At 73.7% G+C, this 17,903-nt stretch carries 15 protein-coding genes; 10 read left to right on the top strand and 5 right to left on the bottom strand.

Annotation, left to right across the window (positions count from 1 at the left end; translation table 11 throughout):
• The first annotated feature begins 63 nt into the window (after positions 1 to 63).
• The 5 genes from ASG41_RS11695 to ASG41_RS11675 all read left to right on the top strand — a co-directional run bounded on the left by ASG41_RS11695 (position 64) and on the right by ASG41_RS11675 (position 5,025).
• Positions 64 to 1,119 (top strand): alpha-hydroxy acid oxidase, encoded by a 1,056-nt coding sequence (locus ASG41_RS11695; RefSeq protein WP_056294261.1) that lies wholly within the window; start codon positions 64 to 66, stop codon positions 1,117 to 1,119.
• A 134-nt stretch (positions 1,120 to 1,253) separates the two neighbouring features.
• A complete protein-coding gene (locus ASG41_RS11690) occupies positions 1,254 to 2,072 on the top strand; it encodes a sugar phosphate nucleotidyltransferase (RefSeq protein ID WP_200938832.1) in 819 nt (272 codons plus the stop codon).
• Between the two features lie 48 nt (positions 2,073 to 2,120).
• A complete protein-coding gene (locus ASG41_RS11685; protein WP_056294252.1) occupies positions 2,121 to 3,146 on the top strand; it encodes an NAD(P)-dependent oxidoreductase in 1,026 nt (341 codons plus the stop codon).
• Positions 3,143 to 3,712 carry a dTDP-4-dehydrorhamnose 3,5-epimerase family protein gene (locus tag ASG41_RS11680; RefSeq protein ID WP_056294249.1) on the top strand — a complete coding sequence of 190 codons (570 nt, stop codon included), beginning with the start codon at positions 3,143 to 3,145 and terminating at the stop codon, positions 3,710 to 3,712. Before ASG41_RS11685 ends, ASG41_RS11680 begins: the two co-directional genes overlap by 4 nt.
• On the top strand, positions 3,709 to 5,025 hold the full coding sequence (locus ASG41_RS11675; protein WP_157519288.1) for an NAD(P)H-dependent oxidoreductase: 1,317 nt from the start codon (positions 3,709 to 3,711) through the stop codon (positions 5,023 to 5,025). The genes ASG41_RS11680 and ASG41_RS11675 overlap by 4 nt, the downstream gene beginning before the upstream one ends.
• 42 nt (positions 5,026 to 5,067) lie before the next feature.
• Here ASG41_RS11675 and ASG41_RS11670 read toward each other — a convergent pair whose 3' ends face one another.
• The 4 genes from ASG41_RS11670 to ASG41_RS11655 form a co-directional block, all read right to left on the bottom strand.
• Positions 5,068 to 6,222 (bottom strand): glycosyltransferase, encoded by a 1,155-nt coding sequence (locus ASG41_RS11670; protein ID WP_056294248.1) that lies wholly within the window; start codon positions 6,220 to 6,222, stop codon positions 5,068 to 5,070.
• 44 nt (positions 6,223 to 6,266) lie between these two features.
• A complete protein-coding gene (locus tag ASG41_RS11665; RefSeq protein WP_056294246.1) occupies positions 6,267 to 7,388 on the bottom strand; it encodes an acyltransferase in 1,122 nt (373 codons plus the stop codon).
• An 88-nt stretch (positions 7,389 to 7,476) separates the two neighbouring features.
• Positions 7,477 to 8,751, bottom strand: a complete 1,275-nt coding sequence (locus ASG41_RS23580; protein WP_056294242.1) for a hypothetical protein — start codon at positions 8,749 to 8,751, stop codon at positions 7,477 to 7,479.
• Positions 8,751 to 9,695, bottom strand: a complete 945-nt coding sequence (locus ASG41_RS11655; RefSeq protein ID WP_157519286.1) for a hypothetical protein — start codon at positions 9,693 to 9,695, stop codon at positions 8,751 to 8,753. The genes ASG41_RS23580 and ASG41_RS11655 overlap by 1 nt, the downstream gene beginning before the upstream one ends.
• Before the next feature lie 847 nt (positions 9,696 to 10,542).
• Between ASG41_RS11655 and ASG41_RS11650 the strand changes: the two genes are divergently transcribed.
• Positions 10,543 to 11,622 (top strand): glycosyl hydrolase, encoded by a 1,080-nt coding sequence (locus ASG41_RS11650; RefSeq protein WP_056294235.1) that lies wholly within the window; start codon positions 10,543 to 10,545, stop codon positions 11,620 to 11,622.
• Between the two features lie 51 nt (positions 11,623 to 11,673).
• Here ASG41_RS11650 and ASG41_RS11645 read toward each other — a convergent pair whose 3' ends face one another.
• On the bottom strand, positions 11,674 to 12,576 hold the full coding sequence (locus ASG41_RS11645; RefSeq protein ID WP_056294231.1) for a hypothetical protein: 903 nt from the start codon (positions 12,574 to 12,576) through the stop codon (positions 11,674 to 11,676).
• A 250-nt stretch (positions 12,577 to 12,826) separates the two neighbouring features.
• Between ASG41_RS11645 and ASG41_RS11640 the strand changes: the two genes are divergently transcribed.
• The 4 genes from ASG41_RS11640 (at position 12,827) to ASG41_RS11625 (ending at position 17,894) form a co-directional block, all read left to right on the top strand.
• Positions 12,827 to 14,122 (top strand): hypothetical protein, encoded by a 1,296-nt coding sequence (locus tag ASG41_RS11640; protein WP_056294228.1) that lies wholly within the window; start codon positions 12,827 to 12,829, stop codon positions 14,120 to 14,122.
• 68 nt (positions 14,123 to 14,190) lie between these two features.
• On the top strand, positions 14,191 to 15,213 hold the full coding sequence (locus ASG41_RS11635; protein WP_056294225.1) for a glycosyltransferase family 2 protein: 1,023 nt from the start codon (positions 14,191 to 14,193) through the stop codon (positions 15,211 to 15,213).
• Between the two features lie 63 nt (positions 15,214 to 15,276).
• Positions 15,277 to 16,155: a hypothetical protein gene (locus ASG41_RS11630; protein WP_056294221.1), complete on the top strand. Its 879-nt coding sequence runs from the start codon at positions 15,277 to 15,279 to the stop codon at positions 16,153 to 16,155.
• Positions 16,156 to 16,367: 212 nt separating this feature from the next.
• Positions 16,368 to 17,894, top strand: coding sequence for a sugar transferase (locus ASG41_RS11625; protein WP_056294218.1), 1,527 nt, complete (start codon positions 16,368 to 16,370; stop codon positions 17,892 to 17,894).
• Positions 17,895 to 17,903: the final 9 nt, after the last annotated feature.

Raw genomic sequence — 17,903 nt, 5'->3', positions numbered from 1 at the left:
CGTCGGGGCCCGGACCTGGGCCCCGGTCGGCGGCGCCCACCGCCGACCTCCGGGAGGCCCCCCGTGTTGACGCTCCTGCGCGAGCAGGCCGACGCCGCCCGCACCCGGCTCGACCCGGCTGTGCACGACTACTACGCCTCAGGGTCGGGTGCCGAGGTGACCGCGGGTGAGGCGCAGGCCGCCTGGTCGGCCTACCGGCTGCGACCCCGCGTCCTGCACGACGTCTCGACGGTGGACCTGTCCGTCCAACTGCCGGGCGCGAGGGTCGAGTCGCCGTTCGTCGTGGCCCCGATGGCCTTCCACGCCCTCGCGCACCCCGAGGGGGAGCGGGCCACCTTCGCCGGCACGGGGGCCGCCGGGTGCCTGGGCGTGCTGTCCACCCGGTCCAGCGTGGCCGTGGAGGACGTGGCTGCCGTGGCGACGGCTCCCTGGTGGTTCCAGGCCTACGGCATGCGCGACCGTTCCCTCACCCACGCCCTGGTCCGCCGCGCCGCCGCGGCCGGGGCCACCGCGGTCGTGCTCACCGTCGACACCCCGTACGTCGGCCGCAAGGGCAAGGTCAGCGGGGTGCGCATCTCGGTGCCCGACGACCAGTACCTGGTCAACCTCGCCCAGCACCTGGTGGCGGGGACGGACGGCCGCGCCCTCGCCGAGCAGGACCCCTCGATGACGCCCGACGTGATCGCCGAGCTCACCGAGGTCAGTGGTCTGCCGGTCCTGGTCAAGGGCGTCCTGCGGGGTGACGAGGCCCGTCGGTGCGTGGACGCCGGCGCCGCGGGCGTGGTGGTCTCCAACCACGGCGGCCGCCAGCTCGACCGCGCCCTGCCCAGTGCCCTGGCCCTGCCCGACGTCGTCGCCGCGGTCGGTGACGACGTCCCGGTGCTGGTGGACGGCGGCATCCGCACCGGGCTCGACGCCCTCACGGCGCTCGCGCTCGGGGCCGACGCGGTCCTGGTCGGCAGGCCCGTCCTGTGGGCGCTGAGTGCAGGAGGCGCCGAGGGCGTCGCGGCCTGCCTGGACGCCCTGCACAGCGACCTCGCCCACGTGCTCGCCGTCGCCGGAGCTGCGTCCCTGGCCGACCTGGACGCCAGCATGGCGGTGTCCGTCACCGGTCGCTGACTCACGGTGACGCCACTGCCGAGCCCGTCACCCGTGGGTGACACCGGATCGGGTAACGCCCGGTCCGGCCGGACCCACGACCGCCCTAGGCTCGTCGAGTGACGCAGCCCGACCAACGAGAACGAGGACTGACCTTGACCCAGAGCACCGACGTGAGCCCCGCCGACATCCCCGTCGTGATCCTCTGCGGAGGCATGGGGACCCGGTTGCGCGAGGCCAGTGAGCAGCTCCCCAAGGGCCTCGTGGACATCGGCGGCCGGCCGGTGCTCTGGCACATCATGAAGACCTACAGCCACTACGGCTTCCGGCGCTTCGTGCTCTGCCTGGGCTACAAGGGCGACATGATCAAGGACTACTTCGTCGACCACCGCGCGCGGACGAACGACTTCACGCTGCGCCTGCGCGGGCCGCACGAGCTGGAGTTCCACACCGACGTGGCCGCCGAGGACTGGGAGATCACCTTCGCCGAGACCGGGCTGACCACCGCGACCGGCGCCCGCATCGCCCGCGTCGCCGCCTACCTGGACGCCCCCCGCTTCGCCCTCACCTACGGCGACGGGATCGGGGCCATGGACCTCCCGGCGACCCTGGCGGCCCACGTCGCCTCGGGCAAGCTGGGCACCCTCACCGGGGTGCACCCCAGCGGCCGGTACGGCGAGATGGTGCTCGAGGGCGATGCGGTCACCCAGTTCAACGAGAAGCAGTCCCAGACCGGGTACGTCAACGGCGGGTTCTTCTTCTTCGAGCGGTCCTTCGTGGACCGTTACCTCGACGCCGATGCCACCGACGAGATGCTCGAGCACGCCCCGCTGCAGCGCCTGGCGCGCGACGGCGAGCTCGGCGTCCACCGCCACGAGGGCTTCTGGATGGGCATGGACACCTTCCGGGACTGGAAGGAACTGAACGGGCTGTGGGACGACGGTCGAGCCGAGTGGAAGGTCTGGTCGGACTGACCGCGTCGTACCCGCCCGAGAACCGACACCACGAGCTGGAGAACTGAGATGCGAGTACTCGTCACGGGCACCGAGGGATACCTCGGCTGCCTCACCGCGCAGGAGCTGCTGCGCGCCGGACACGCCGTCGTCGGCGTGGACACCGGTTACTACAAGAACGGCTGGCTGTACCCGGGGCTGGACCTGGTCCCCGAGACCCTGGCGCTGGACATCCGCAACCTGGGGCCCGAGCACCTCGAGGGCGTCGACGCGGTCGTGCACATGGCCGAGCTGTCCAACGACCCGATCGGTGACCTGATCGGCGACGTCACCTACGACATCAACCACCACGGGTCGGTGAAGCTGGCCGAGGCGGCCCGGGCCGCCGGCGTGCAGCGCTTCGTCTACATGTCCTCCTGCAGCGTCTACGGCGTCGCCGAGGGCACCGTCGACGAGTCGAGCGCCGTGGACCCGCAGACGTCCTACGCGCGCTGCAAGGCCCTGGTCGAGCGGGACGTGTCCGCGCTGCTCACCGACGAGTTCTCCCCGACCTTCCTGCGCAACGCCACCGCCTTCGGCGCGAGCCCGCGGATGCGCTTCGACATCGTGCTGAACAACCTGTCCGGCCTGGCCTGGACGACGAACAAGATCGCCATGACCAGCGACGGGTCCCCGTGGCGCCCGCTGGTGCACGCCCTGGACATCGCCAAGGCGATCGTCATGACCGTGCAGAGCCCCCGCGAGGCCGTGCACGGCGCGGTGTTCAACGTGGGCAGCGACGACAACAACTACCGGGTCCGCGACATCGCCGAGATCGTCGCGGCGGAGTTCCCCGGCTGCGAGCTGACCTTCGGCGACCCCAGTGCGGACAACCGGAGCTACCGGGTGGCCTTCGACAAGATCGGGCAGGTCCTGCCCGGCTACGCGACCGACTGGAACGCCGCCGCCGGCGCCGCCCAGCTGCACCGGGTGTTCCAGTCCATCGACATGGACGACGCCACCTTCACCGGCCGCGGCCACACCCGGCTCAAGCAGATCGAGCACCTGATGCGCACCTCGCAGGTCGACTCGCAGCTGTACTGGGCGACCGCGTGAAGTTCACCGAGACGGCGATCGCCGGCTGCATGGTGGTGGACATGGAGCTGCGCGAGGACGAGCGCGGCTTCTTCGCCCGCAGCTTCGCGGCCGAGGAGTTCACCGCGCACGGGCTGGACCCGGCGGTCGTGCACGGCAACGTGTCCTTCAACCACCGCGCCGGCACCGTCCGCGGGCTGCACCTGTCCCTGCCCGGCCACCCCGAGTCCAAGTTCGTCCGCTGCACCCGCGGCGCCATCGTGGACATCGCGGTCGACGTGCGACCGGACTCTCCCACGTTCATGGAGAAGGTCGCCGTCGAGCTGACCGCGGACAACCACCGGGCGCTCTACCTCCCCGCGCACCTGGCGCACGCCTACCAGACCCTCACCGACGACACCGAGGTGCAGTACCTGGTCTCGGTCGCCTACGCCGCCGGCGCCGAGGTCGGGTACCGCCACGACGACCCGGCCTTCGGCCTGGAGCTGCCGCTGCCGGTGTCGCTCGTGTCGGACAAGGACGTCAGCTGGCCCGACTTCGACGTCGAGGCCAACCGCCGGCTGTTCGAGGCCGGGGTCCCCTCGTGATCCCGGTCGACACCCTGCTGGCCCGCCGGCAGACCGAGGACCGCCCGGTCCGCCTCGGCCTGGTCGGTGCCGGCTTCATGGCCAAGGGCCTGGTCAACCAGGTGGTCAACTCCACCCCCGGCATGCAGCTGACCGTCGTGTGCAACCGGACGCCGGCCAAGGCGTTCGACATCCTCACGCAGGCCGGTGCCCAGCCGGCTGCGGCTGAGTCCCCGGCCGACGTCGACCGGATCGCCGCCGCCGGGGGGGTGGCGGTCACCGACGACGTCGCCGTCCTCACCGGTGCCGGCGCGGTGGACGTCGTCGTCGACGCCACCGGTGCCGTGGCCTTCGGTGCCGAGCTCGCGCTCGCCGTCATCGCGGCCGGCAAGCACCTGGTGCTGCTCAACGCCGAGGTGGACGCCACCCTGGGGCCGCTGCTGGTCACCAAGGCCGATGCCGCGGGCGTGGTCTACAGCGGTGCCGACGGCGACCAGCCCGGCGTCCAGATGAACCTGATCCGCTTCGTCCGCCAGATCGGGCTCACCCCGCTGGTGGCCGGGAACATCAAGGGCCTGCAGGACCCCTACCGGACACCCACCACGCAGCAGGGGTTCGCCGAGCGTTGGGGCCAGGACCCGTGGATGGTGACGAGCTTCGCCGACGGCACCAAGGTCAGCGTGGAGCAGGCCCTGGTCGCCAACGCCGCCGGCTTCAGCGTGCACCGTCGCGGGATGCTGGGCCGGGACCACCGCGGGCACGTCGACGAGCTCACCGAGCTCTACGACGTGGACGAGCTGCGGTCTCTCGGTGGGGCCGTCGACTACGTCGTCGGCTCCCAGCCGGGCCCCGGCGTGTACGTGCTGGGCACCCACGATGACCCGGCCCAGCGCCACTACCTGGAGCTGTACAAGCTGGGGACGGGGCCGCTCTACAGCTTCTACACGCCCTACCACCTGTGCCACTTCGAGGTGCCCGTCACCGTCGCGCGGGCAGCTCTGCTCGGCGAGGCCACCATCCGCCCCGACGGCGCGCCCCGCGTCGACGTGGTCACCGTGGCCAAGACCGACCTGCCGGCCGGCACGGTGCTGGACGCACCGGGCGGGTACCACTACTACGGCGAGGCGGAGAAGGCCGAGGTCACGCACGCCGACCGGGTGCTGCCGCTGGGCATCGCCGAGGGGGCGCGACTGCTGCGTGCGGTCGTCAAGGACGAGCTGATCGGCTACGCCGACGTCGAGCTCCCAGCCGGTCGCCTGGTGGACCGGCTGCGCGCGGAGCAGGACACGATGTTCTTCGGCAGCGCGGCGGCGACGGGGCCGGCCGCCTCCTGACCCTCCCGGTGGGCCGTGTCCGCACGGCCCACCGGGGTGTCCTCAGTCCTCCGCGCCCAGGGTGTGGAGCCGGGCCAGCAGCGGTCGGACAGCCGCCTCCCAGGAGTGGTCCGCCCCGACGGCCTCGGCGCCGGCCAGGCCCAGAGCCGCAGCGGCCTCGACGTCGGTGAGCAGCTCGACGAGGGCCGCGGCCATGGCCGCAGGGGCGTCGGCGACGACGACGCCACGGCCGACCAGGTCCTCGAGGCCCTCGACCCCGATCGCGGTCGAGACCACCGGACGGCCGGCGGCGAGGGACTCCAGGATCTTCAACCGGGAGCCCCCACCGGTCAGCAGCGGTGCCACGCTCACCCGGGTCGCCTGGTACCAGGGCGTCAGGTCCTCCACCGTCCCGGTCACGACGACCGAGGGACCGGCCAGGGCGCGGACCTCGGCCGTCGGCTCGCGGCCCACGACCTGCAGCCGTGCGCCGGGGACGGCCTCGACGACCCGCGGCCACACCTCCCGGGCGAACCACAGCGCTGCCTCGACGTTGGGCGCCCACGACTGCAGGGCGACGAAGCTGACCACCGGGTCGGCCGCCGGCGGCAGCGGGTCGGGTTCGCCCCAGGCGTTGGGGACCACCACGGGGGTGTGCCGGCTGCCCAGGGCGACCAGGCCGTCCCGGTCGCCCTCGCTGACCACGGCGACCACGTCCACGTCGTCCACGGTGCGCTCGATGCGGCGCAGGGCCCGGGCCTCGGCGGCGTAGACCAGCTTCGCGGGCCCCGCCGCCGACGCCGCCATCCGGGCGGTCAGTGAGGACTCCACGTTGTGCATGTCCAGCACCCGGACCCGGGCCCGGAGCCCGCGCGCGACCGGCAGCAGCTGCACGTGCTCGACCACCAGGACGTCGGTGTCGGGCGTGCACGCCTGCGCCAGCACCCGGGCCAGCTCGGCGTCCCAGAAGCGGGCCGTGGTGATCGACCGCCCACGGACCAGGCCCTCGACCAGGTCGCGGGGACGGCGCCGCAGGGGGACCGACCGCACCTCGATGCCCTCGGCCCGCAGGGGCTCGGCGTCCTCGTGCTCCCCGGCGTAGGCGACCAGGACCACCTCGCCCTGCTCGCGCAGCGCCCGGACGATCCCGAGGGTGCGGCGCTTGTCCCCGCTGTTGGGGGGCCACGGGACGAACTTGCCGACGACGACGCTGCGCACGGTGGGGCTCCTGCTCGATGACGGGTGGGACGGCGGACGGGCCGTCAGGACGGGTCGGCGGTCTCGTCCCGCGCCGCTCGGGGACCGGTCGGCAGGCTCACGCGGGAGAACCTGTTCTTCAGCCGTAGGAAGGGCTGCTCGACCAGGTGGTAGCTCATGGTGGCGGCCACGAGAGCCGCGGCGATGCCCAGGAGCGCCGTCCACGGGCCGGAGCTGCCCGCCAGGGACGGGGTGAGACCGAACTCGGGCAGGAAGACCTGCTGGTACAGGTACAGGCTGTAGGAGATCAGGCCCACCGCGGCCAGCGGCCGCCAGGACAGTACGCGGGTGGTGCGCGTCGTGCGGGCCCCGGCGGTGGTGATCGACACGACGACGACCGCGGTGGCCAGGTTCGTGACTGTGTAGCCGGCCGGGAAGGACCAGACACCGCCGAGGGTGACCTCCAGGGCACTGCTCACCAGGACGGCGACGACGGCGAGCGGCACGGCGGCACGGAGCCCCGCCCACCGCCGCACCCGCGCCCACACGCCCGGGTACGCCACGGGCAGCAGCGCGATGAGGCAGCCGGTGAGCAGCGAGTCCGCCCGGGTGTGGAACATCTCCCAGACCTGGTCCTGGCTGTCGGGGACGAACACGTAGGAGGCCACCCGGACCACGGGGGCCGCCAGCAGGTACGCGACGCCGAACTGGCAGGCGCGGCGCGGGCGCAGCCACAGCAGCAGCAGCGGCCAGACCAGGTAGAACTGCTCCTCGACCGCGAGGGACCAGGTGTGCCCGAGCCACCAGGTGTCCCCGGCCGACCAGTAGTTGTGCACCATCAGCCCGGAGGCGAGCAGGTCGCTGCCGCCGACCCGGATCGCACCGACGGCCGCCAGCACGGCGACGACGGCGAGGAACACGTAGAACGCCGGCAGGATGCGGAAGGTCCGGCGGAGGTAGAAGTCCCGCAGGCTGACCCGCCCGGTGCGCTCCCGTTCGCGGACCAGGATCGAGGTGATCAGGTAGCCGCTGAGGACGAAGAAGACGGTGACCCCGACCCCGCCGTTGAACGGCACCTCGAACAGCCGGGCCACCGGGGTGTCCTCGAGCTGCCACGCGGCGCCCAGCCCGTGGCCCAGGACGACGAGCAGCACGGCGATGCCGCGCAGACCGTCGAGGGCGGCCACCCGTCCGTGCCCTGCGGTGGGGGGCAGGCCCTCCGGGGCCTCACCCGGGAGGGGACTGCGGTGCTGACCGGTGCGTGTCACGTCGGCCTCACCCCACCCGTGCCGGTGTCGGTTCGCGTCCGGGCACGTGCACGAGGTCCTCCGGCTGCACGTCCCCCGGCTCGTCCGTCGGGGGCATCAGCGAGATCCAGAACAGCGTGATGAACACGAGGGTGCTCTGCAGGAACGACGCGTTCACGTAGAGGAAGAGCAGGAAGATGCCCACCGTCCAGGGGCGGCGGCGGACCTCGACGGCGAGGAAGACCACCAACAGGGCCAGGATGCCGACCGCCCCGACCAGCCCGTACTCGTAGAGCACCTTGGGCACCAGGGGAGCAGTGACGTCGATGAGCCCGACGTCGATCAGGTAGTCGTCTGCGGTGCCGGCGCCGTGCCCGATCAGCGTCGTCGTGTAGTCCTCGAAGGTGGGCGGCAGCAGTGCCCCGTAGGGCTGCACGAGCCGGGCGCTGCTGCTGGTGTTGGGGTTGGAGGCCTCGAAGGACCGTTCCAGGTACAGGTCGCCCAGCGGGGTCGCCAGCGCGAGCAGCACCGCCAGCACGACGGCGGGGACTGCCGCGAACAGCCGCGCCCGGTCGCGTCCCAGGGCCAGCACGACCAGGGCTGGGGCCAGGACCACGAACCCGCTGCCGGCCAGGGGCGGGATCATCCCGGCCAGCAGCACGGTCACCATCAGCCAGGACCGACGGCGGAAGAGCGCGAGCGCCACGGCGATGCCCAGGAAGAGCGAGATGAAGGACGGCTCGAGGAAGAGGACGGCGTTGGACCGGTAGAGCGGGTCGCCGTAGGTGATGGGGTCACCGGTGTTGTAGCCGACGAGCAGCAGCGACTCGGGCACGACCCGGAGCAGGTGGTCCTCGTAGGGGACACCGGCGTACTGGACCGCCAGCTGCCCGACGGAGACGAGGGCGGCGACCGTCATCAGGCGGAGGAAGACCTCCTCGACCGCGGCCACACCGGCCCGGCCGATGTCGGCGGTGAGGGCGACGAGGGGGTAGATGCAGAAGAGCAGGCCCAGCGACAGCAGGGACGGCGTCGACCCCGTGGCGACCTGCAGCAGGGTGCAGACGGTCGCGGTGCCGATGAAGACGACGAGGGCGCGCAGCTTCCGGTCGGTCACCCGGAACTCTCCGGTCCACACGCCGAGGGCCGTGATGCCCAGCAGCAGCGGGATGCCCAGCGGCACCTGGTCGGACCCCAGCGGCAGGGCGATGCGCTGCAGCAGGGTGCCGACCAGCACCAGGGCGATGGAGCAGGGCGCGAGGCGTGCCCGGCGGGCCGGGACCTCGACGCCGACGGCGTGCACTACGGGGCCGTGCGGGCGGTCCTGTGGCCGCGACCGCCCGATCGGGACCGGGAGGTCGTGAAGGCGACCACGCACGCCCCGACCACCACGCCCAGCGCGGCACCGACCAGGGCGGCCTTGGCCGGGGACAGCGACGACGGTCCCTCGGGGACCTCCGCCTGCTGGAGCACGAACGCCTCGCCCGGGAATATCGCCGCGTTGGCCCGCAGGGTCTCCTGCTCGTCGACCAGGTCGGCGCTGCGGGTGGTCAGGTCCGAGATCTGGGTGGCGAGCCGGTCGATGCGGCCCTGGACGGCACCGTAGGCGGCCGTCGTGGGGTTCAGGCCGCCGAGCTGGTCGTTGAGCGCGGTCAGCTGGCCGTCCAGCTCGGCCAGCTGGGCGGTCTGGCGCTCGATCGTGCCCTGCAGGACGTCGGCGCGCTGGTTGAGCACCGCGCGGCCGTTGTCCCGGAGGTAGCCCACGTAGGCGTCGGTGACGGCGGTGGTGGCGTCGGCTGCGGCCGTGGCACTGTCGCCGGAGCCGGTGACCACCATCAGGCTGCTGCCGGTGGCGACCCCGACGCTGATCTCCTCGCGGAGGTCCTCGACGTCGGTACCCAGGGTGTCCGCGGCGGTGCCCATCACCGCGTCGCTCATGATGACGTCGACCTGGTCGGTGACCTGGCGCTCCACGAGGTTCGGGTCGGCGTTCACCGTCTCGTCGGCGTACTGCACCCCGGCCGGGTTCCACAGCACGTGGGACTCGGTGGAGTAGGAGGGCCCGGCGAGCAGGCTGCCCAGCCCGCCGAGCACGGCACCGACCACCGCTGCGACGAGGACCACGGCCACGGCCCGGCGGGACCGGGGGGTCCGGGTCTTCTGTGTGCGTGCGCTGATGACTGCTCCTCCACGGGACTCCTCGTCGATCCCCGGGGAGGAGGGTGCCACGGGGGCCTCGGTGGGCACCGCGGCCTCCGCGGCCTCCGCGGCCTCCGCGGCCTCCGCGCTGTGTGCGGGCGTCCGGTCCGGTGCGGGAGTCCCGGTGACAGGGCTCGCGACCGGGTCGGTCGCCGGCCCACCGGCGCGGGCCGGGGTGGCGGCAGGGGCTGCGGCTGCGGCAGGGGTGGCTGCGGGGGCCGCGTCGTCCGGTGCCGACGGGGGTCCGGTGGGGACTCGCATCGCCTGGGTCTGCTGCCCGGCAGTCGTCAGCGGGGCCAGCCAAGGGCCCGGGGGGCGGGTGCCGGTGGCCTCGCGGGACTCCGCCGAGGGCGTCGACCCGGTCGGGCCGGCCGTCTCGTGCTGGGCCGTCTCACCCTGTGCCGTGTCGGGCGCACCCGGTCCGGCCGGCGGCTCCGATGCCCGGGGGGACTCGTCGAGCGGCGGGACGTGCGGGGACGTCGCGTTCGGGGACACGGTCTCTCCAGTGGTCGGCTGCGGGTGTGCAGGGGATCCGGGAGCGTCGTCGTCGTCGACTGCTGCGGGTGTCCGATCGGTCGTCAGGTCGCGGCCCTCGCGCAGGAGCACTCAGCGGGCCGGGCCCCGGGGGGCACGACTCCCTGACGGCCCCCCACACAGTTGAGGTTATCGCAAGACCCGTAACCGACGGGGTCGCTCGATCGGGGGTCCTGTGCGCGAACGGGTGACGATGCGCACCTCCTCGCCCGCGTGCTGGTCACCAGGCGTGCAGACCCGGCCTAGAGTGGGCGTTGCGGGTTCCCCGGCACCCCCGGTGCCCGCCACGGGGTGCCGCCGCTGGTCCGCCCGTCCGCGTCCCGGGTCGGAACACCGCCCGGGCCAGACCCCTGGAGTAACCGTGGCCGTCAGCCAGCCCACCGACGACCAGGACCCCCGCCCCGGTCGCCGCCCCGCTCGACGGGTCGTGCTCCTGGGCGCAGCCGCTCTCGCCCTCGTCGTCGTCCTGGTGGTCACGGTCGTGGTCCTCGTGCAGCGTCAGGACGACGAGGCGCCGGGCTACTCCGAGGCGATCGGCACCGCGACCGGCACCTGGCTGTCCGGGGCCTCCGGTCCCGGCATCGTCACCGGCGAGTTCGGCGAGTGGCGCGGCCGCGACGTCGAGATCGCCGGGACCTGGTCGGACAACGTCGAGGCCATGACCGAGCTCTGGCAGCTGCAGCCCGGCGCCGAGTACGAGGACTGGCAGGGCCCGATGGACCTGGCCGTCGGCGCGATCGGTGAGGACGAGTCCTGGGCCGAGGCGGCCCAGGGCGCCTACGACGACCGGTGGCGCGAGACCCTGACCGAGGCCCGCGACGTGTGGGCAGACCGGGCCGGGACGCTCTACATCCGGTTCGCGCACGAGAGCAACGGCAACTGGTACCCCTGGTCGGTCGACGCCTCGGAGAAGGACGACTTCATCGCCGGCTGGAAGCGCTTCCGGGAGCTGCAGCAGGAGGTCTACCCGGAGTCGCAGCTGGTCTTCAACCTCAACCGTGAGTCGGTGGACACCGGCTTCGACTGGCGCGAGTCGTTCCCGGGTGCCGAGTACGTCGACGTGCTGAGCGTCGACTACTACAACCAGTACCCCTACGTGCAGACGCCGGTCGAGTGGAGCCGGTCGATGGACCTCACCGACCAGTGGGGCGCCCCCAAGGGCCTGGAGGGGTACCGCGAGTTCGCGGAGAGCGTGGGCCTGCCGATGGCGGTGTCGGAGTGGTCGGGGGTCGCCGACCAGGGCGACTCCCCGCTCTTCGTCCAGGAGATGCACGACTTCTTCGCCGAACACGGCGGCACCGGTCCCGGTGAGCTGCTCTACGAGATCCTCTTCGACGTCGACGCCGAGGTCTACGACGGCAACTTCCTGCTCTACGGGGACACTCGCATGCCGGAGTCGGCGGCCGCGTACCGGGAGTCCTGGGGCCGCGGCGGCGCCTGACCCCGGCGCCCGACCCCCGGCGCCCGACCCCCGGCTCTCGACTCCCGGCGCTCAGCCCGCGGCGTCCCCGTCGCGGGCCCGCTGCCAGGCGTCCGCCTCCGCGGCGATACCGGCCCAGTCCTGCCCCGGGTAGGCGTAGCCGGACTCGCCGTGGGTGGCCAGGTCCGGCCGGGGCGCGACCAGCAGCCGGCGGCGGTCGCGGCGACGGTGCGAGCGCAGGTTGGTCGCGGCGTAGAAGGGCGACATCGCCACCTCGCGCAGGCGCTCCCGGGGCGTGCCCTCGGACCGGCCCACGGCCGCCCGGGCCACGGTCGACCAGGGGTAGGTCTCGAAGCCCTGGTAGAGCATCGAGGTGTCGTGGTCGCGGAACATGTTCTTGTGCGGCACCGTCGCGAAGCGGAACAGCGACAGGTCCTCCCGAAGCGCACCGACGCGGGCCCCGAAGGTCGCGGTGGTGCTGTAGATGCGCTCCCAGCGCTCCCCGTCGACGTCCCAGGGAGGCAGGTCCACCCAGCCGCGGGGGCGGTGGACCGGCGGGGCCGGCCGGGGCTGGGGCTCCACCGGGTTGTTGGCGTAGAGCGCGAAGTAGTCGGCGGTGGTGATGGTCTCGGCGGCCCGCTCGAGCCGGCGCAGTGCCTCGGGGTGGTACAGGTAGTCGTCCTCGCTGATCCAGACGAGCTGGTCGTCGGCCCACCGGCCGGAGGTGGCGAGCCGCAGCGCCGACAGGTAGGACTCGTGCACCCCGACCCCGGGCAGCGTGACCACGGTCCCGGCGGACTCCATCACCCGCAGCCGGTCCTCGGGGATGGGCCCGTTGTTCACGAAGACCAGCTCGGCCCCGGCCACCTCGGCGGCCCGGACGACCGAGGCCAGAGCGGTCGCCTTGCTGAACCACTCGGGTCGGCCCTTGCGGTTGTCTCCGCCGTAGGAACGGAACAGGACCGGGAACGACATCGGGCACCTCTCTCGCGCGGACGGCGCCGGACTGGGCTCGTCGCGCCGCGTGCGAAGGCACCCTAGACCCGCGCGCGTCCTCACCCGGGAGGACCGACCCGGTCACAGACCCGTGACGCTCCCGCAGCCGGCGGCTACGGTGCCCACTGTGTCGGGGACCAGTGGACCGTCCGCGTCCACGGACCCGGCGAGCGGTGACGCCGTCCTGACGCCGGGGCCGGCGCCGGGACCCGAGGTCCCCGTCCCCCCGGTGGCGCCCGCGGCCCAGCCCGGCGGCCGCCGCCGGGTGGCCGCCCTGCTGGCCCGGCGGGCCGGGTGGACGGTCGTCGACCAGGCCCTGTCCAGCCTGGGCAGCCTCGTGCTGTCCGTCGCCGTCGCCCGTCAGGTGGACGCCGAGGCGTTCGGTGCCTTCACGGTCGCCTTCTCGGTCTACTCGGTGGCCGTCCTGGTCTCCCGTGCGCTGGTCAGCCAGCCGATGGCGATCCGCTTCGCCTCCGCGGAGCCGCGGGAGTTCCGCACGGCGGCCGGGAGCTCGACCGGGTCTGCGGCGGTGGTGAGCTCGGCCGCCGGCCTCCTGGTGCTGGCCGCCGGCCTGCTCATCGGCGGCACCGTGGGCCACGTGCTGTCCGCGGTGGCCCTGCTGCTGCCCGCCCTGCTCGTGCAGGACGCCTGGCGGATGGCCTTCCTGGCCGAGGGGCGCCCGCACTGGGCCGCGGCGATCGACGCCGTGTGGATGGGCCTGCTGGTCGTCGGGGTCGTCGTGCTGTCCGTCGTGGACGTCGACACCCCCGTCTGGTTCGTGGTGGCCTGGGGGCTCGCCGCCGCGGCTGGTGCCCTGCTGGGCGTCCGCGGCGCCCGCACCTGGCCCCGCCCGGCGCGCACCCGGTCCTGGTTGGTCACGCACTGGGACCTCACCCGGTACCTGGTGGTCGAGTCGCTGATCGTGCAGGGCGCCTTCCAGGGCAGCCTGCTGCTGGTCGGGGCACTGGCCACCCTCAGCGACATCGCCGCCCTGCGGGGCGCCCAGGTCGTCCTGGGGCCGGTCTCGCTGCTGGGCATGAGCGCCACCGCCTTCGTGGTCCCCGAGCTGGCCCGCCGGTCGCACTTCTCCGGCAGCCGCCGGCTGCGCGTCGCCCTGGCCGCCGGTGCGCTGATGACCACGATCGGCCTGGTCTGGGGCACGGTCCTGCTGCTGCTCCCGGACGCCGTCGGCGAGGCGCTGCTCGGCGAGTCGTGGGTCGAGGTGCGGGTCGTCCTGCTGGCCTCGGTGGTCGGGCAGCTGTGCAACCTGTTCTCCTCCGGCGCCACCTTCGTCGTCTACTCGATGGGGGAGACCCGCGCCGCCCTGCAGGTCAACTCGGTCGTCGCCGTCCTGCTGCTCACGCTGGGCCTGGGCGGGCTGGCCGTCGGCGGGGCCGAGGGGGTGGCGTGGGGCTACACGCTGGCCTACCTGTCCGTCGTCCCGCTCTGGTACTGGCAGGTGGTCCGGCTGGGCCGCCGCCACGACGAGCGCACCCGGGCGGAGCAGTCGGCCGTCTCACCCTGAGCGGCGGGCGGGCTGTGGCAAGCTCACAGACCGGCCGGTCGGGCCCTCCGACCACCGGGGAGGGGACCATGAGCCAGCGCCAGGACGACGGCGGACCGGGCGTCCGGCTGTCGGTGATCATCCCGTCGCGGGACGAGGCCCACAACGTCGACCGCGTGCTGCGGGTGCTGGCCGGGCAGACCCGCCGACCCGACGAGGTCGTCGTCGCCGACGGGCGGTCCACCGACGGCAGCCGGCAGGCCTGGGAGGCCGCGGGCACCCCCGAGCTGCCCATCGTCGTCGTCGACAACCCGGAGCGGATCGTCCCGACGGGCCTGAACCACGCGCTGGCCGCGGCCAGCGGGGACGTGGTGGCCCGGATGGACACCCACGCCGAGTACGCCCCCGACTACCTCGAGCGGGTCGCGGGCCTGCTGGACCAGCGTCCCGACGTCGTCGCCGTCGGCGGGGCGATGGACACCCAGGGGCGCGGTGCGTGGGGCCGGGCGATCGCCAGCACGCTGCGCCGCTCCTTCGGCCTGGGCGGTGCCCGGCACCGGGTCGGTGGTGAGGCCGGCCCCATCCAGCACGTCTTCTCCGGCTGCTACCGCCGCGAGGCCCTGCTGCGGGCCGGCGGCTGGGACGAGCGGTTCCACGCCAACGAGGACTTCGAGGCCGACCTCCGGGTGGCCGACCAGGGCACCATCTGGCTGGAGCCCGCGGCCACGACGGTCTGGTACGTCCGTGAGACGCCGCGGGCGCTGGCGGTCCAGATGTGGCGGTACGGGTTCTTCAAGGGCCTCACGCTGCACGTGCACCCGGAGTCGTTGCGCGTCCGGCAGCTGGTCCCGCCCGCGGTCGTGCTCGGGTTGACCGCGGCGCTGCTGCTGCGGCCCCGGTGGGGTGCGGCAGCGGCTGCCGGGTACTTGGCCGCCGCCGGTTCGCTCGGGGCCAGGGCCGCCCTCGCCGACGGCGCCGACCCGCTGAAGGGCGCCGTCGTCCCCCCGATCGTCCACCTGGCCTGGGGGAGCGGCCTGGTGGCGGGCTGGACGCGTTTCCTCGGCGCGGCCGGCGCGAAGGCCCCGGTGACCACGGTCTCAGCCGGTCGGTGACCACCGGCACACGCCCAGGACCGGGACCCGTCGGGCCGGGGACGGGCCGGTAACCTCACCGCGATGTCGTTCGCCGTGGTCTACCGCACCCGCTCTGGAGACAACGACAAGGACCGGCCGGCCTGGTACGACCGGCGCACGGCCTGGGACTCCCTCGTGGCCTCCCTCGACGGGGTCCCCGGCGCGCGGGTGACGGTCGTCGCCGACGGCGGGGTGCCGGCGGACCTCCGCGTCGTGGTCGAGGGCCGGGCCGAGGTCGTGGCGGTGTCCGCCGGGATGACCGCACGCAGCTTCCGCCGGGCGGTGGAGGTCGGCTGTCGGCTCGCCCGTGACCTGCCGCCGGACGCCGTGGTCTGGTTCGCCGAGGACGACTACCTCTACACCCCGGAGGCGCTGGCGGCCGTGGTCCGCGCGGCGTCCGAGGTGCCCGCGGCCGACTACTTCTCCGTCTTCACCCCGGACGACACCGCCTGGCACGACACCCACCCGAGCCAGCCCGACCGCCGGGTCGACGGCCTCCCCGGCGGCCCGGTGACCGTCGGGGACCACGTGTGGGACAGGTCGGCGAAGACGACGTCCACCTTCGGTGTCCGGGCCGGGGTCCTGCTGGCCGACCGGTGGCTGCTCGAGCTGGGCAGCCGGGTCGGCGCGCCCTTCGACACCGCCACCTGGCACGCCCTGCAGGGGCTGCGCCCGTTCCCGGTCCGGCACCTGTTGTCCGACCTGGCTCCGGCGCCCAGCGTGCGCGGGGTGGTCAAGGTCGTGGGCAAGCCCCTCATGCGGGCCGTCCTGGACGTGGTGGTCGCCGTCCGCCGTCCGCGGCGGGTGCTCCTCGCGACGCAGCGGCAGCTCGCGGTGCACATGGAGACCGCGCAGCTGCCGGCGGACCCCTGCTGGCCCGAGCTCGCCGCCCGCGTCGCCGACACCCGCGCGCCCCGCTGACCCTCCGTCCCGGTCGTCGGGGCCCCGGCCGCGTGCGTTCCGTCGTCGGGTGCTCACCGCTCGTGTAGCGCCACGCGGGTCACTCTCCGTGGCGGGCGACAGGGCCCTGACCAGCGGTTGCCCGCACGCCTGGTCTCGGTACGGTCCGGTCCGGTAACGGATCGTGCCGGGGGAGGTGCCCCCGGAGCGGTCCTGGACGGGCAGGGGGCAGGGTGGCAGGGCAGCAGCTGTGGACCGCGGCGACACGGACGCCCCGGACGGTCCGACGACGACAGCGCGTCGTCCCGGCCCGGTTGCGCGGTGACGGCACCGAGGCCAGGCGTGCTTGGCGCGCCGGCTACGTGCGGCTCCTGGTGGTGACCGACCTGCTGGCCGGTGTGCTGGCCGCCGGTGCCGGCTACCTGGTCCGCTTCTCCCCGGCGACCCCGGTCGAGCTGGACCACGCCCGGGCCTCGATCGTGGCGGCCGTCGTGCTCCCGGTGGTCTGGTCGCTGACCATGCTCTTCGCCCGCGCCTACGAGGAGCGCTTCCTGTGGGTGGGTGCCGAGGAGTTCCACCGGGTCGCGTCCGCGGCGGTGGTGCTGGTGGCCGTGGTCGGGACGCTGTCCTGGGCGCTGCGGCTGGAGGTCGCCCGCGGCTTCGTGGTCATCGCGCTGCCGCTGGCGACGGTGCTGACCCTGGCCGCGCGGTGGGCGCTGCGGCACCGGCTGCGCCGCCGGAGGCGACGCGGCCTGCACCAGCAGACCGCGCTGCTGGTCGGCCACCGCAGCGGCGTCGCCGACCTGCGGCAGCGGTTCGACGACCAGCCCGGCCTCGGCTACCGGGTCGTCGGCTGCTGCCTGCCGGACGGCCCCCGGGACCCGGTGCCCGAGACGCACGTCTTCGACGGCCTGCCGGTGCTCGGCCCCCTCGACGCGGTCGCGGAGGTGGTCCAGCGGTTCTCCATCGACACCGTCGCGATCCTGCCGTGCCCCGAGCTCGACGGGGCGGCCCTGCGCCGGCTGGGGTGGGACCTGGAGAGCACCGACGCAGAGCTGCTGCTCGCACCGGCGGTGACCGAGATCGCCGGCCCCCGGGTCCGGATCCGCCCGACCGCCGGACTGCCGTTGCTGCACATGGAGCGGCCGGAGTTCCGGGGCGTCCGCCGGCTGGCCAAGGACGCCTCCGACCGCGTGGCCGCGGCGGTACTGCTGCTGGTCCTGGCCCCTCTGCTGGTGGGCCTGGCCATCGGGGTCGCGGTCACCAGCCGGGGTCCGGTCTTCTTCCGGCACGAGCGGGTGGGCCGGGGTGGGCAGCCCTTCCACGTGCTCAAGTTCCGCACGATGGTCCCTGGCGCCGACCGGCTGCAGGAGTCGATGCTGACCACCAGCGACGGGAACGACGTGCAGTTCAAGATGCACACGGACCCACGCGTGACGCCGATCGGCCGGGTGCTGCGGCGGTGGTCGCTGGACGAGCTGCCGCAGCTGATCAACGTGCTGGGTGGGTCGATGTCCCTGGTGGGCCCGCGGCCGCACGTCCTGCGCGAGGTCGAGCAGTACGGCGACGACATGCGCCGGCGCCTGCTGGTGAAGCCGGGGATCACCGGGCTCTGGCAGGTCTCGGGGCGGTCTGACCTGTCCTGGGACGAGTCGGTCAGCCTGGACGTCCGCTACGTCGAGAACTGGTCGCTGGCCGTGGATGCGCTGATCGTGCTGAGGACGGTGCGGGCCGTGGTCCTCGGGTCCGGCGCCTACTGAGTCGCCGGC

This window comes from Modestobacter sp. Leaf380 (assembly GCF_001424485.1).
Classification (GTDB): Bacteria; Actinomycetota; Actinomycetes; order Mycobacteriales; family Geodermatophilaceae; genus Klenkia.
Note: the sequence above shows the minus strand (reverse complement) of the source record. Positions and strands in the feature narration are given on the sequence as shown.

Bases quoted from the DNA above. Each gene is read 5' to 3' on its own strand.
- ASG41_RS11685 (WP_056294252.1), top strand. From the start codon at position 2,121: ATGCGAGTACTCGTCACGGGCACCGAGGGATACCTCGGCTGCCTCACC.
- ASG41_RS11645 (WP_056294231.1), bottom strand. From the start codon at position 12,576: ATGTCGTTCCCGGTCCTGTTCCGTTCCTACGGCGGAGACAACCGCAAG.
- ASG41_RS11635 (WP_056294225.1), top strand. From the start codon at position 14,191: ATGAGCCAGCGCCAGGACGACGGCGGACCGGGCGTCCGGCTGTCGGTG.
- ASG41_RS11630 (WP_056294221.1), top strand. From the start codon at position 15,277: ATGTCGTTCGCCGTGGTCTACCGCACCCGCTCTGGAGACAACGACAAG.